This window comes from Pseudaestuariivita atlantica (assembly GCF_001205715.1).
GTDB classification, from domain to species: domain Bacteria; phylum Pseudomonadota; class Alphaproteobacteria; order Rhodobacterales; family Rhodobacteraceae; genus Pseudaestuariivita; species Pseudaestuariivita atlantica.
In genome coordinates, this window is the sequence record NZ_AQQZ01000008.1 from 185339 (window position 1) to 199241 (window position 13903).

The 13903-nt window shown below is 66.0% G+C and carries 11 protein-coding genes; 7 read left to right on the forward strand and 4 right to left on the reverse strand.

Translation table 11 applies throughout. From position 1 onward, the window contains the following. Positions 1-76 precede the first annotated feature (76 nt). Together ATO11_RS21855 and ATO11_RS16755 are read left to right on the forward strand one after the other, a co-directional pair. On the forward strand, positions 77-388 hold the full coding sequence (locus ATO11_RS21855; protein ID WP_134643149.1) for a hypothetical protein: 312 nt from the start codon (positions 77-79) through the stop codon (positions 386-388). Between the two features lie 48 nt (positions 389-436). Beyond that, positions 437-832 (forward strand): hypothetical protein, encoded by a 396-nt coding sequence (locus ATO11_RS16755; protein ID WP_050532055.1) that lies wholly within the window; start codon positions 437-439, stop codon positions 830-832. A gap of 490 nt (positions 833-1322) precedes the next feature. Here ATO11_RS16755 and ATO11_RS16760 read toward each other — a convergent pair whose 3' ends face one another. From ATO11_RS16760 to ATO11_RS16770, 3 genes are read right to left on the reverse strand one after another with little or no spacing between them, the layout of a single operon-like run. Further along, on the reverse strand, positions 1323-2336 hold the full coding sequence (locus tag ATO11_RS16760; protein WP_050532056.1) for an ABC transporter substrate-binding protein: 1014 nt from the start codon (positions 2334-2336) through the stop codon (positions 1323-1325). After that, positions 2315-3682, reverse strand: a complete 1368-nt coding sequence (locus ATO11_RS16765) for a HAMP domain-containing histidine kinase (RefSeq protein ID WP_050532057.1) — start codon at positions 3680-3682, stop codon at positions 2315-2317. Before ATO11_RS16765 ends, ATO11_RS16760 begins: the two co-directional genes overlap by 22 nt. After that, positions 3672-4340 carry a response regulator transcription factor gene (locus tag ATO11_RS16770; RefSeq protein WP_050532058.1) on the reverse strand — a complete coding sequence of 223 codons (669 nt, stop codon included), beginning with the start codon at positions 4338-4340 and terminating at the stop codon, positions 3672-3674. The genes ATO11_RS16765 and ATO11_RS16770 overlap by 11 nt, the downstream gene beginning before the upstream one ends. Positions 4341-4445: 105 nt before the next feature. Here ATO11_RS16770 and ATO11_RS16775 point away from each other — a divergent pair, with 105 nt between their 5' ends. The 5 genes from ATO11_RS16775 to ATO11_RS16795 are packed head-to-tail and all read left to right on the forward strand — an operon-like array spanning position 4446 to position 9440. Next, the gene (locus tag ATO11_RS16775; protein WP_050532059.1) at positions 4446-5429 is read left to right on the forward strand and encodes a Bug family tripartite tricarboxylate transporter substrate binding protein; all 984 of its coding nucleotides are present in this window, start codon (positions 4446-4448) and stop codon (positions 5427-5429) included. Between the two features lie 60 nt (positions 5430-5489). Further along, entirely contained in the window at positions 5490-5972 is a 483-nt protein-coding gene (locus ATO11_RS16780; protein ID WP_050532060.1) for a tripartite tricarboxylate transporter TctB family protein, read from the forward strand. Positions 5973-5975: 3 nt separating this feature from the next. Further along, positions 5976-7490: a tripartite tricarboxylate transporter permease gene (locus tag ATO11_RS16785; protein ID WP_050532061.1), complete on the forward strand. Its 1515-nt coding sequence runs from the start codon at positions 5976-5978 to the stop codon at positions 7488-7490. Then, complete coding sequence (locus ATO11_RS16790) at positions 7483-8667, forward strand: CaiB/BaiF CoA transferase family protein (protein WP_050532062.1); 1185 nt, start codon at positions 7483-7485, stop codon at positions 8665-8667. Before ATO11_RS16785 ends, ATO11_RS16790 begins: the two co-directional genes overlap by 8 nt. Continuing rightward, positions 8664-9440 carry a citryl-CoA lyase gene (locus ATO11_RS16795; protein WP_050532063.1) on the forward strand — a complete coding sequence of 259 codons (777 nt, stop codon included), beginning with the start codon at positions 8664-8666 and terminating at the stop codon, positions 9438-9440. The genes ATO11_RS16790 and ATO11_RS16795 overlap by 4 nt, the downstream gene beginning before the upstream one ends. A gap of 1 nt (position 9441) precedes the next feature. Here ATO11_RS16795 and ATO11_RS22515 read toward each other — a convergent pair whose 3' ends face one another. Then, positions 9442-13803, reverse strand: coding sequence for a Hint domain-containing protein (locus tag ATO11_RS22515; protein WP_050532064.1), 4362 nt, complete (start codon positions 13801-13803; stop codon positions 9442-9444). Positions 13804-13903: the final 100 nt, after the last annotated feature.

Below are 13903 nucleotides of genomic sequence, written 5' to 3' on the forward strand. Positions count from 1 at the left end.
ATTATAGCCGGTAGGCTACTTGGAAGGTTTGCGCCCATCCCCTATATCACCAGTCCGCGAACAACCGGAGGATGATATGGGTCGCGCCAAAGAAATGATGATTGAACACGAACAAAACCTTGGAGCCGCTGCCCGTTACTTGGTTTCCAAAGGCTATTTGCAACAGTGCCCCTACCATGAGCAAATTTATGGCGGCGGGTACGATGGTCTAGGAGGCGACGGCGATTTCTACCGATTCGCAATGGCTGACCGCAATCGGGGCGAAAATGGCCCGGTGCCATGGGCAGCGGAGCTAGAAGCGCGCGAATACACAAATCTTCTCAAGGAAGCATACGAGGAACATGCCGCCGATGAATGCGGATGGTGCGCAAAGCATCGGGACGAATGATCGAAGTTTGTGTATGCTTAGTTGAAGGCAAGGTATTGGGTGAACAAGATGAGGAACACAGAGCAGGCAAGCATCAAGATTACTGGGATGGATGCCAACAGAACGTACAAGTTCGAGGGTGCAATATACCACGTTTACTTGACTCTTTCAGCCTCCCCTAGCGCTGATTGGATAGACGACTTCAATCGTTCTTGGCGTGATCATTTTTATATGATGAAACGACACGCTCAGGTCGAAGGAGCTTACATTAGAGTTGATTGCCCGCTTGTGGAGATAGAGACCGGATTGAAATCCGAACTCGGAAAGATCATTCAAGAAGTAAACGCGCGCGAAGCTGAGCGGATATCAAGAGCCGAAAAGGCGCGAACTGAACAAGAGGTCAGAGAAAAAGAAGAACGGGCCATGATCGAAGCGACGGCCAAGCGCGTCAACGACTTAGAATAGCGAATTTCCTGCTCAGGCACCTTGGTTTCGGACGTGCTATAGGTGTTTAAAGGTTAGTCAGATCGCTTCAGCGGTGGCCGGTCCGGGATGCCTGATCTTGGGGTTTGCCCTCACGGCCATAGGCCGTGAGGCGCGTCGAACTAACCGCACGCCATTCACGACTTCCCACCCTTAGTAATAGAACGCGGGTTCAGGCTCGTCTATAGAGTTGGGTGGTTGCAGCAGGGTCCCGCCCGAGCCGCTACCCGGCAGGCTTGCCGGTCCCTGCAGACCGATTGTGCTGGCAAAAACTTCGATAGCCGTCAGGCTAACCGTCTCGTCCGGACGTTACACAATTGGTGTAACTATGACAGCGTCACCGTCTTGCTCCACGCTTATATGCGGGTCGAATTCAAAACCTAGTGTATTTGAATACAGCATCTACATGTTCACTTTTAAGATTCCCCTACGGGCTGCCACTTCTTCCCGACATCGCCGCACCGCACCGCGTTCAGTCCTGAACGACGGCGTTTTCCCATTCCTCCAGGAACTTGTCGCGTTTCAACGCGTCGAGGAAGGTCATCAGCGCCGGGCCCAGAGGGATCGTCGCGCGGTCGGCGCCGGGGTCCTCGACGGCCAGCGGCGGCAGCGACCGCCCGCCCCCCGCAGCGGCCCCTTCGGGCGTGTAGGCGATCAGCGCGCGCACGAACCGCTCTGCCGCCTCGGGCCGGGGCGAATCGCCCGATACAAGCGCCGTGCGCATCATCGTGGTCCGGAAATCCGACGGCAGGATGATGTCCAGCGGCCCGTCCCCCGCCACCCGCGCCTCGGCATAGCTGCCCAGCACGTTGTAGGCGACGGCGATGCGCCCTGCGATCAGGTCGTCGATCATGTCGCCGGAACAGCAGTACAGCGCAACGTCGAGCCCGCCCATGATCTCCATCAGCCGCCAGAAGGTCTCCGACGCGCGGGCGTCCTGCGTGGCGAAAAGGTATCCCAGCCCCGATTGCCGCACGTCATAGGTGCCGACGCGGCCCCGGAACCGGTCGGGATGGGCGCGCAGGATCTCGATCAGTTCCTGCCGGGTGCGCGGGATCGCCAGCCCCTCGAACGCGGCGCGGTTCACCACGATGGCGGCGGGTTCCGAGGTGAAGGCGAACAGGCTTTGCCGCCACTGCGCCCATGCGGGATGCGTCACGCCTTCCAGCGTCGCGGCATAGCCGTCATTCGTGAGCTTCAGTTGCAGGTCCATGGCGCTGGAAATGGCCACGTCGAAGGCCTCGGGCGTGGCGCGAAAGCGCTTGTCGATATCGCTTGTGTTGGTGACGAGGTACTCGATGGCGATGTCGGGATTGGCGCTGACGAACCCCTCGATCAGCGGTGCGAAAAGGTCGGTGTCGGTGCTCGACACGATGCGCAGCGTCACGGCGGCGTCCCCCGCGCCAAAGACCTGCCGGTCTTCCCAGTCCTGCGCCGCGAGCGGCAGCGCCAGCAGCGCGAGGATCACAGCAACAAGGTAACGCATGCGCCCCCCTCCTCCCGGTTGGACAATTCGATGCTGCCGCCATGCGCGCCCGCCACGTCCTGCGCGATGGTCAGGCCAAGGCCCGACCCGACCTTGCCCTCGGCATTCTGGCCGCGCGCGAAACGGGTGGTCAGCCGGTCGATCTCGTCCGCCGGGAAGCCCGGCCCCTCGTCGCAGACGGTGATCCTGACCGGCGGCCCGGCGGTCACGGTGATGTCCACCGCGCTTTCGGCGGGCCCGTATTTCATGGCGTTGTCGATCAGGTTGCGCACCGCGTTCTGGATCAGGATCGGGTCGCCCGCATAAGGCACCGACGGCGCGCCATGCAGGTTGAGTGCCAGGTCCTTCATCTCGGCGATGGGGGCCAGTTGCAGCACCAGTTCGCGCAGCAATTCGACAAGGTCGAATTCGCGCCGCTCCATCTGGTCGGCGCGGAAGGTGATCATGGCGTGGTCCAGCAACTGCCCCGCCGTGCGCGAGCTTTCGTCGATCGCCTTGATCATCGACCGCATCGCCTCGCGGTTTTCCTCCTTGTCGACCCGCTGCAGCGTCGCCTCGGCATAAGACCGGACCGTGGCCAGCGGCGTGCGGACGCGGTGCGCGGCCTCGGCGATGAAATCCTCCGACTGGCTGAGCGAATGGTCGAGCCGCCCCATCAGCGAGTTCAGCGACTTCACCAGCGGCGCCATCTCCTGCGGGACGGGGTTGCGGAACGGGCTCAGGTCCTGCGGCCCGCGCCGCGTGACCGACGTGGTCAGGCGGTTGAGCTGCCCCATCGTCGACGACGTGACCCACAGCGACATCGCGGCGGCCAGCGCGAAGAAACTGACGCCCAACAGCGCCGCCGTGCGAAAGATCCGGTCCAGCGTCTCCGACAGCGCGTCCTGCGTCTGGGCCAGCACGATCTGCAGGTTGATGCGCCGGTTCGCGCCGATCAGCGTCCGGTGCGCACTGATCTGCCGCACCGTCGCCCCGCGCATCTGCGCCGTGCGGTACCTCGGGCGGTCATCGTCCAGCGATCCGAAGAACGGCAGGTCGTCATACCCCGACAGGAACGTCCCGTCCTCGTAGATCGCGTAGAAGACGCGGTCATCGGCGGGCGTGGTCAGCATGGCGAAGGCGGAATAGGGCAGGTCCACCTCCACCACGCCATCCCTCAGGCTCGCCGCGTCCAGCATCGACGAGGCGGAGGCGAACAGGATATTGTCCTGCCCCTGCTGCGCGACCTGCACCGCGAAATTGCGCACCGCGAGGAACAAAAGGAACGCCAACAGCGCCGCGCCCCCGATCAGCGTCAGCACCAGCCGCTTCCGCAGCGAGCCCGAGACCTTGGGATTATCCTGCATGGTCCAGCCGATAACCCAGACCTCGAAGGGTCGTGATGCTTAGCTCCGACCCTTCGAGGTGCTTGCGCAGGCGGCCGATATAGACCTCGATCGCGTTCTCCGACACGTCGTCGTCATAGGAAAACAGCCGGTCCGCCAGCTTCTGCTTGGAAAAGACCTGCCCCGGCGCGTTCAGGAACACCTCCAGCAGGCGCAATTCGCGGTTGCGCAGCGTGACGCCCACGCCGCCCACCGACAGGTGCCCCGCCACCGGGTCGAACACGATCCCGCCGCGTTCGATGGTGGTCTTGGCATTGCCCGACTTGCGCCGCAGGACGGCGCGGCAGCGCGCCTCAAGCTCGGCATGATCGAAGGGCTTGGTGATGTAGTCGTCCGCGCCAAGGTCGAGCGAGCCGATGCGGTCCGACACCTGGCTGCGCGCCGTCAACACGATGACCGGCGTGTCCAGGTCGCTGGCGCGATGGCGTTCCAGGAAGGTGCGGCCATCGCCATCGGGCAGCATGATGTCGAGCAGGATAAGATCGTAATCCCCGGTTGCGACAAAGGCGGATGCGTCTTCAAGTTTCTCTGCATGATCAATGACATGGCCGTCCAGCCGCATGCGGGATGCCACCGCGTCGGCAAGGGCCCTGTTGTCCTCGACCAGCAGAAATTTCATCCAAACCCCATCAAATCTCGCCGGTGACAGGTCCGTGTCAGGTTGGCGTGGTTTCTGTCGTCCAACTGATCCGCGCTGCGGACGGTTGTCAAATGGGAGGAAAACATGACGACATTCACGATGGGCCGCCGCGCCCTGATCGCGGCCGTGGCCGCCCTTGGCCTGACCGGCCCGGCGCTGGCCGACGGGCACCAGGTGCTCGACAGCATCCACTTCCTGATCCCCGGCGGAGCCGGCGGTGGCTGGGACGGGACCGCGCGCGGCACCGGCGAGGCGCTAACCAATGCGGGCCTTGTCGGCTCGGCATCCTATGAAAACATGTCCGGCGGTGGCGGCGGCAAGGCGATCGGCTACCTGATCGAGAACGCCGAAAGCAATTACGGCACGCTGATGGTCAACTCGACCCCCATCGTGATCCGCTCGCTGACGGGCGTCTTCCCGCACAACTTCCGCGACCTGACGCTGGTTGCGGGCACCATCGGCGACTATGCCGCGATGGTCGTGGCCGCCGACAGCGACATCAACTCGATGGCCGACCTGATCGCGGCCTATGACGCCGACCCGGCGGGCACCGCCATCGGCGGCGGCTCGGTCCCCGGCGGCATGGACCACCTTGTCGCGGCGATGGTGATGGAAGCCGCCGGCAAGGACGCGCTGAACGTGAAATACATCCCCTACGACGCGGGCGGCAAAGCCATGGCAGCCCTGCTGTCGGGCGAAATCGCGGCCCTTTCGACCGGCTTTTCCGAAGCGGTCGCACTGGCGCAGGCGGGTGAAGTCAAGATCATCGGCGTGACCGCGGACGAGCGTGTCGCGGCAATGGATAGCGCACCCACCATGAAGGAACAGGGCATCGACACCTCCTTCGTGAACTGGCGCGGTTTCTTCGCGGCGCCGGGCCTGCCGGGTGACAAGCTGGCGATGTACCAGGACGCTATCGCCAAGATGTACGACACCCCGGAATGGGAAGAAGTGCGCGCGCGCAACGGCTGGGTGAACATCCATAACTCGGGCGACGACTTCCTGTCCTTCCTGGAAAACCAGGAAAAGGTGATCGGCGACCTGATGAAGAAGCTCGGCTTCCTCTGATAATCTGACTGTTCGAGGGCGGGGTCTTCCCGCCCTCTTTCCATCTTGAGGGGGAGAAAGATGGCTCTGGATCGCTGGATCGCGCTGGTCCTTCTGGGTGTGTGCCTCGTCTACGGCTACACCGCATGGTTCACGATGGACGCCTCGATGCCGCCCATCATGCGCCGCTCGGCCGTCTGGCCGTCCTCTTTTCCCAAGGTCCTGTCCATCGCCGGCGTGGTCCTGTCGCTGATCGTCCTTCTGGGGATCGAGAAAAGCGAAGTCACCATCGGCGACATCGATTACCGCCGCCTGCACGAATACAAGCTGGGTCAGGCGCTGTTGCTGCTGGGCCTGATGGTGGCCTACGCGCTTCTGCTGCGCCCCGCGGGCTTCCTGCTGGCGACCGGCGGGTTCCTGATCGGCGGATCGGTCATCCTTGGCGAACGGCGCTGGATCACGATGATCGTGGTCGCCGCCATCGCCACGTTCGGCATCTGGTACCTGGTGCAGGAGATCCTCGGCATCTTCCTGCGCCCCCTGCCCGTCTTCATGGGGATCTGAGCCATGCTTGAAGGTATCCTGCTGGGCCTCGCCACGGCCTTTTCGTTCCAGAACATCCTGATGGTGATCGGCGGCTGCCTGATCGGCACCTTCATCGGCATGCTGCCGGGGCTTGGCCCGATGTCGATCATCGCGATCATGATCCCCGTCGCCATCACCATCGGCGATCCGTCCACCGCGCTGATCCTGCTTGCAGGCGTCTATTACGGCGCGATCTTCGGCGGGTCGACCTCGTCCATCCTGCTCAACGCCCCCGGTGTCGCGGGGACCGTTGCCACAAGTTTCGACGGCTACCCGATGGCGCGACAGGGCAAGGCCGGCAAGGCGCTGACCATCGCCGCCATTGCGTCCTTCGCGGGCGGCACGATCGGGGCGATCCTCTTGATGATCTTCGCGCCGATGCTGTCCTCGGTCGCGCTTTTGTTCCATTCGTCGGAATACTTCGCGCTGATGGTCGTGGGGCTTTCGGCCATCGCGGCCTTCGCGGGCACGGGCCAGGTGTCGAAGGCGCTGTTGATGACGGTGCTGGGTCTCATCATGGCCACGGTCGGAGAGACCGCGCAGTTCAACGCCCCGCGCTTCACCATGGGCATGATGGACCTGCAATCGGGCTTCGGCTTCATCACGCTCGCCATGGCGATGTTCGCCTTGCCCGAAGCGCTCTACCTCGTCCTCAAACCCTCCCGCTCGGCCCAGGGCGACAGCGGAGAGATCAAGGACCTGCGCATCACCCGCGAGGAGGCGAAGAAGATCACCCCCGTGATCGGCCGCCAGTCGCTGCAGGGCTTCTTCATCGGCGTTCTTCCCGGCGCGGGGGCGACCATCGCGTCCTTCCTCGGCTACGCGGTCGAGCGCAACATCGCCAAGGGCGACGAACAGAAGGAGTTCGGCCACGGCTCGATCAAGGGCCTCGCCGCGCCCGAGACCGCGAACAATGCCGCCTGCACCGGGTCCTTCGTGCCGCTTCTGACGCTGGGCATCCCCGGATCGGGCACCACGGCGATCCTCTTGGGCGCGCTGATCGCGCTGAACGTCACGCCGGGGCCGCGCCTGATGGTCGACGATCCGCAAATCTTCTGGGCGGTCATCATCTCGATGTATATCGGCAACGTGGTGCTTCTGATCCTGAACCTGCCGCTGATCCCCTACATCGCCAAGGTGCTGGCGGTGCCGCGCAACTTCCTGATCCCCTTCATCCTCTTCTTCACGCTGATGGGGGCCTATATCGGCCAGAACAACGCGACCGAGCTTCTGATCCTCGTGGGCTTCGGCATCTGCGCGACGATCTTCAAGTTCGCCGACTACCCGCTGGCTCCGCTGCTGATCGGCTTCATCCTCGGCACCATGCTGGAGGACAACTTCACCCGCTCGATGAACCTCTATGACGGGGCGAGCTTCGTGTGGGAGCGTCCGATGACGCTGGGCCTCCTGATCCTCGCCGTCGTGCTGGTGCTCCTGCCCAGCTACCGCGCGCGCCGGGCGCGGCTCCGGGCCGAGGGCGTGGCCGACGGTGACTGAGCCGCTCGCCGGGGTCCGGGTCCTCGACCTGACCAACGTTCTGGCGGGGCCGTTCTGCTGCTATCACCTCGGCCTGATGGGGGCCGAGGTCATCAAGGTCGAGCGCCCCGGCTCGGGTGACCTGGCGCGGGAACTGGGGGCTGACCCTGTGCGGAACGCAGCCGGCATGGGGATCAGCTTCCTCGCCCAGAACGCGGGCAAGACATCCGTCACGCTGGACCTGAAAGCCGACGCGGGCAAGGCCCTGCTGAAACGGCTGGTGCAAACGGCGGATGTTCTGGTCGAAAACTTCCGCCCCGGCGTGATGGACCGGCTGGGGCTGGGATATGCCGCGCTGAAGGCCGAGAACCCGCGCCTGATCTATGCCGCGATCAGCGGGTTCGGGCAGACCGGGCCGCGCCGCGACGATCCCGCCTATGACCAGATAGTGCAAGGGATCAGCGGCGTCATGGCCGTCACCGGCACCCCGGACAGCGCGCCGACCCGCGTGGGCTACCCGCTCGCCGATACCGTGGGAGGACTGACCGGCGCCTTCGCCATCGCGTCGGCCCTGAACGCCCGCCCGCGCGGCGCGTTCCTCGACATCGCGATGTCCGAGGCGGTGGTCTCCACCATGGGCTGGGTCGTGTCGAACCACATGATCGGCGGCACCGCCCCGGTCCCGCATGGCAACGAGAACCCGACCTCGGCCCCGTCCGGGAGCTTCGCCACCGCCGACCACCCCATCAACATCGCCGCAAACCGCGACGTGCAGTGGGAGGCCCTGGCGCGGCATCTTGGCCGCGACGACCTGCTGTCCGATCCGCGCTTCGCCACGCGGGAGCACCGCAAGGCCAACCGCGACGTGCTGCGTGGGGAACTGGAAGCCTCGCTGCGCACCGCTCCTGCCGCGCGCTGGGTGACCGAATTGAACGCTTTGGGCGTGCCCTGCGGCCCGGTTCTTGGCGTCGCGGATGCGCTGGACGACCCGCAGATGGCCGGGCGCGGGTTGATCGGGGAGGTGCCATGCGGGGACGAAACCCTGCGCCTGTCCGGCAGCCCGGTGGTGATCGACGGCACCCGCCCCGCTCCGAAAGGCCCGCCGCCGGTACTGGGCGCGCAGAACCTTGAGGTCTGGGGCGGGCTGGGCCTGACAGAGGCCGAGATCGAGGCACTGAAGAAGGACGGGGTGATATGAGCGACGTATCCGATTGGTGGTCCACCGCGATCATCGACATGGAGCCGGGCCGGATCGACATTCGCGGCACGCCCATCGAGGACCTGATCGGCAACGTCAGCTTCCCCGAAATGATCTGGCTGATGGTGCGCGGCGACCGCCCCACGCCCGCGCAGGCGCGGCTTTTCGAGGCGGCGCTGGTCGCGGCGGTCGATCACGGGCCGCAGGCGCCCTCCATCGCGGCGGCGCGCATGGCGGTGACCTGCGGGCTGCCCCTGAACAACGCGATGGCCAGCGCCGTGAACATGCTGGGCGACGTGCATGGCGGCGCGGGCGAGCAGGCGGTGGAGCTTTATCACTTCGTCGCCGGGTTCGACGGCGGCTTGCCCGATGCGCTCGACGCGTGGATCGCGGCACGGGGCGCGATCATCCCCGGCTTCGGCCACCGCTTCCACACCCCCACCGACCCGCGCGCGCCGCGCCTGATGGCGCTGGTGCAGGAGGCGGTCGCGGAGGGCGCCTGTGACGGCGTGATCATGGCGCTGGCAGGCCGGATCGAGGCGGAGTTGCAGGCGCGCAAGGGCCGCCCGATCCCCATGAACATCGACGGCGCGACGGCGGTGATCTACGCCGAACTGGGCTTTGCCCCGCCGCTGGCGCGCGGGCTCTTCTGCCTCTCCCGCTCGGTCGGGATCCTCGCGCATGCGTGGGAACAGATGCAGCAGGGCGGGCGCAACAAGGGGCCTACCCCGCCGGGGTATCGCTGGACCTATACCGGCGACGCGCCCGAGTGACCTAGCCCAGCGCGAGGTCGACCAGCGCGCGCCGCACCTCGGGCCGCGCCGGCGGCAGGCAGGCGGGGTCGGTGGCGAGGTCGGGGAACAGACCGAAAATCTCCTCCCGCTGCGCGTCCGACAGGGCGGCGAGGGTCTGCTCTCCGGGATGGAAGCTTTCGCTCCACACCCCGTCGGCGAGCACGATTTCATGGCTGTCGAACATCAGGTGGATATAGGTGACCGCGCCGCCCGACTCCTGCGTGATGCCCTCGCGGCCCACTAGGTGCAGCGCGGGGACAAGCACCTCGGACTGGCCGAGGTGCAGCTCGGCCATCGCGGCGCGCATCAGCATCCTGTGGCGGGGTGAGACACGCATGGTCCGCTCCGGCCCGTCGCCCAGCGCGCCTTGCGCGATGCGGACGGGGCGAAACTCGGGCCGGTGCGCATCGCGCACCGCAAGGTGCCGCGCGCCGATCCAGCGGATCGGGCGGAAGCCGTGGTCGCGGGTCACGACCTCGTCGCCCACCTCCAGCATCTCGACCGGCTTCGGCCCGGCCCGTGTCATCACCCGCGTGCCGGGCGTGAAGCAGGGCATGGTGCGCACGCGCTCGATCCCCTCGAAGGCGATGACGGTGCCGTTGGCCAGCGTGGCCGTGCCCGACCCGTCGCCGTTCTCGACCACCACCGCCTCGTCGGACAGGCGCAGAACGTCGCCGCGATTGTCGTTCCCGCCGCCGTCGATGCGGACGGGCCCCGTGGCCTCGAATCCCTGCGTGATGACGAAGGTGTCGTCGCCGTCACCGCCGCGCGCGACCTCCTCGCCCACCGGGGTCAGCGTGTCGTTGCCCTGCCCGCCCAGCAGCTTGTCGGTGCCCTCGCTGCCAAGAAGCACGTCGGCCCCGGCATCGCCCGACACGAAATCGTCGCCACCGCCGCCGCGCAGCGTGTCGCCGCCGCCGCCGCCGAAGACGCTGTCATCGCCATCGCCCGCCGCCACGCTATCGGCCCCGGTGCCGCCCTGTATCCGGTCCTCGGCGCTGCCGCCGAGGATCGTGTCGTCGCCCCCGCCCGCGTCGATATCGTACCGGGTGCCGGGCACCTCGTCGGCGGGTGGCGCCAGCTGCTCCGCCGCTTCGGTGCCCGCGATCTCGAGCGGCGCGCGCGGCGGCGCGACGAGGAAATCGCCGGGCGCGATGTCGGCCGCCGCCACGCCCTGAAGCACCGCGACGACCGTGCCGTCGATCACCACGTTGACCGCCCCCGGCACGTCGACCAGCGACACGTCCGCCACCGGGATGCCGAACGCCTCGATCGACAGGCTGTCGGTGCCGGGCGTGAAATCGGCGATCAGGTCCGCGCCACCCTCGGGCGACAGCAGGAACGTGTCCGCCCCGCCCCCGCCGGTCAGCACGTCCTCCGCCGCATCCCCGGCACCGCCTGCCAGCACGTCGTCGCCCTCGCCACCCGACAGCGTGTCGGCATCGGCTCCCCCGTCAAGGATGTCCGCCCCACCCGCACCGACCAGCGAATCCGCACCGCCCCGCCCGAAGACCGCGTTCGCGCCGTCGCTGCCGGTGACCGTGTCCCCCAACTCGCTGCCCAGCACGTTCTCGAACGAGGTCACGAGGTTTTCCTGGGTGAAAGGTACCGTTCCCGCCGGCGCGTTTTCGCGAAGAAAATCCGCCGCGGTTGTTCCGGCGGCAAGATCGACCGTCCAGCCACCTTCCAGCACAAGCGGATTGGCATATTCGCCCGCGATCTGGTCCTCGAAGAACCGGTCGAGCCGGAAGGTATCGCCCGGCATCAGGTCGAGCGTATCGATCCCGTCGCCGCCGTCTACGGTGGCATCTTCGGACCAGCCCAGCGCCACGAAATCACTGCCCGACCCGGCATCGACCTCGGCATTGACCAGATCGGTCAGGTTGATGATGTCGTCGCCGCCCCCGGCAAGGATCGTGTCGGACCCCTGGAAGCCGTAGATCACGTTGTCCCCGTCATCGCCGAGGAACAGGTCAGAGATGCGCGTGCCCACGACCCCCTCGATATCGCGGAAGATGTCGTCGCCGAAATCCTGCCCGGTGACGCCGCGCGACGTGACCGTCCCCGCCGCGAAATCGACGGTGATCCCCCGCACCCCGTTGTCGGACACCTCCGCCGCCTCGATCGCGTCGAGGCTGTAATTGAGCAGGTCGAACCCCTCCCCACCCAGAAACACGTTGCCCAGTTCCGAGCCAAAGAACACGTCCGTCCCGCCGCCGCCCAGAAAGGCGTTGCCCGAAACCGCGAATGTTTCGCCCGCGATGGTGACATCGACCGTGACCTGGGCCGAGATATCGCCGTCAAGCGAACCCAGCGCATAGAACACGTCGCCCATGGCGGTGCCCTCGACCACCGTGACGTCCTGAAGCAGGCGGTCGAGGTTGCCGTCACCCGCGCGGGTCGTGTCGAACACGCCGCTATGGGTGCCGCTGCTGACGCCGTCGGGGTCCTCGTACATCTCCACCCGCACGCCCGAGGCATAGTCGCCCCCGGCGAAGGAAATGCTGGCATACTCGCCGCTGGTGTCGCCAAGACGATGGGCAAAGGCATCGCCCTCGCCCGCCATCAGGAACACGTCGCTGCCGCCTCCGGTCTCCACGACCTGCGCGCCGTCCGCGCCGATATAGGTGTCGTCGAATTGGGTACCGACCAGCCCCTCGACCGAGAAAGCGGTGCCGACGCGCCCGCCGCCGAAATCGATGCCCCCGGTCCTGAAATCCACCGTCACCGCCGCGTCGGTCTGAAGCAACACGCGGTCATCGCCGTCGCCACCATCAAGGATGTCGATCTCGGCCCCGTCGCGGGCGTCGATGGCCAGCGTGTCGTCACCGTCCCCGCCGAACAGGCTGTCGAGCCCCGCGCCGCCGATCAGCAGGTCGTTGCCTCCCGCGCCGAACAGCCGGTCCTCACCGCCCTGCCCGGTCAGGACGTTGGCGCGTCCGTCTCCGAACAGCCAGTTTTCCTCGTCATCGCCGTCAAGGTCAGGCTCGTCGGGGTCGTCGACATATTCGAACCGGCGCACCTGGTCGACGGTGATGTCCCCGACGCCGCGCGTGTCGAACCGCAAAAGCTCTACGTCGCTCAGAAGGTCGGTGCCCTCGCCCTCGGCCCCCGGCGCGCGCTCGGACACGCGCAGCCGCGTGCCGGTGAAATCGCCGTCGATCGCCTCGACCCGGTAATCGGTGATGTCGCGGGTGTACCATGCCCGGTCCGTGCCGCTGCCGCCGACCACCGTGTCGTCGCCGCCAAGCGGGACAAAATCGGTGTTCTGGAACGGATCGTTGGGGTTCAGCCGCTCGCCGTCATTGGTACCCAAAAGCACGGCCTGCCCTTCGGGACCTTCGAATTCGACCTGCCGGATATCGTTCAGCGTGGCGTAAGGACCACTGTCGCTGAACAGGATCTGCAACTCTTCCCAGAAATCCGTCGTCCGCTCGGCCACGTCATAGACGCCAAGTTCGTCCAGAACCTGGTCGGCAAACTGGCTGAAGTAATCAAGCTGGGTGGGCCGCAACGCCTCGGTCAGGTCCTCGATCAGCTCGTTCAGCCCGGTCTTTTCCAGCACCGCGTCCAGCGCCTCGTTCAGAAGCGCGTCGCGGGCCGCAAGCGCGCTTTCGAGGATGCTCGAGAACGGTTCGATCGCTTCGGCAAACTCGTCCAGCGCATCGGCGAGGGGCGAAATCAGCCGGTCGATCCCCTCCAGCGTGTCCCGCGCCGCCTCCAGCGCGTTCGGGAAGGCCGAGAAGACGGCGAGGTTCAACTCCTCGAACAGCGCGCGGGAGGCCTCGGTCCCGTCCAGCAGGTCGCGGGTGGTGTCGTTCGCGCCCGACAAAAGGTCCAGCCCCGCCTGCCCGTCCAGCGCCCCCACCGCGATCGCCGGGGAGCCGTCGGTCAGCCCGTCATTGCGCAACAGCGTGTCCAGCCCTTCGTTGCGCGCTTCCATCACCGCGATGTTGTCGATCACGATCTGGCGGCCCAACTCGACCCCAAGCGCGATCCGCGTCAGCGCGGTGTCGAGAAGGTCCAGAGGTTCCTCCAGCGCGCTGGCGCTGTCCTCGGCCACCCGGATCGATTGCTGGGTGACGGTGACGCCGTTCAGCGCGATGGAGGCCGGCGTGCTGACCGCGCTGACCGGGATCAGGCTCGCCACGCGCAGCGTCGCCGCCAGCACACCCAGCTTGTCCGCCGTGCTTTCGGCCAGCGCGATGAAATCGTTGACGAAGCTGACAGCCGTCCCGGCGGTGTTGATGATCCCGCCGATGTTCTCGATATCCGCGAGGATGTCGATGGACAGGTCTTCGCTGCGGTTGAATTCAACTCGAAAGGAATTTGCAGTCGGCATTTCGGGCCTCACCGGAAAATCGATCTGTTGCGGGATCCCAGTCTAGGCCATCTGCTCAATTCTTGGGTCAAAATTGAGCAAATTGAGCAGACTGGCCGGT

Excerpts from the sequence above, each read along its gene's own strand:
- ATO11_RS16785 (WP_050532061.1), top strand. The coding sequence starts at position 5,976 with ATGCTTGAAGGTATCCTGCTGGGCCTCGCCACGGCCTTTTCGTTCCAG.
- ATO11_RS21855 (WP_134643149.1), top strand. The coding sequence starts at position 77 with ATGGGTCGCGCCAAAGAAATGATGATTGAACACGAACAAAACCTTGGA.
- ATO11_RS16760 (WP_050532056.1), bottom strand. The coding sequence starts at position 2,336 with ATGCGTTACCTTGTTGCTGTGATCCTCGCGCTGCTGGCGCTGCCGCTC.
- ATO11_RS16755 (WP_050532055.1), top strand. The coding sequence starts at position 437 with ATGAGGAACACAGAGCAGGCAAGCATCAAGATTACTGGGATGGATGCC.
- ATO11_RS22515 (WP_050532064.1), bottom strand. The coding sequence starts at position 13,803 with ATGCCGACTGCAAATTCCTTTCGAGTTGAATTCAACCGCAGCGAAGAC.
- ATO11_RS16775 (WP_050532059.1), top strand. The coding sequence starts at position 4,446 with ATGACGACATTCACGATGGGCCGCCGCGCCCTGATCGCGGCCGTGGCC.
- ATO11_RS16765 (WP_050532057.1), bottom strand. The coding sequence starts at position 3,682 with ATGCAGGATAATCCCAAGGTCTCGGGCTCGCTGCGGAAGCGGCTGGTG.
- ATO11_RS16770 (WP_050532058.1), bottom strand. The coding sequence starts at position 4,340 with ATGAAATTTCTGCTGGTCGAGGACAACAGGGCCCTTGCCGACGCGGTG.
- ATO11_RS16795 (WP_050532063.1), top strand. The coding sequence starts at position 8,664 with ATGAGCGACGTATCCGATTGGTGGTCCACCGCGATCATCGACATGGAG.
- ATO11_RS16780 (WP_050532060.1), top strand. The coding sequence starts at position 5,490 with ATGGCTCTGGATCGCTGGATCGCGCTGGTCCTTCTGGGTGTGTGCCTC.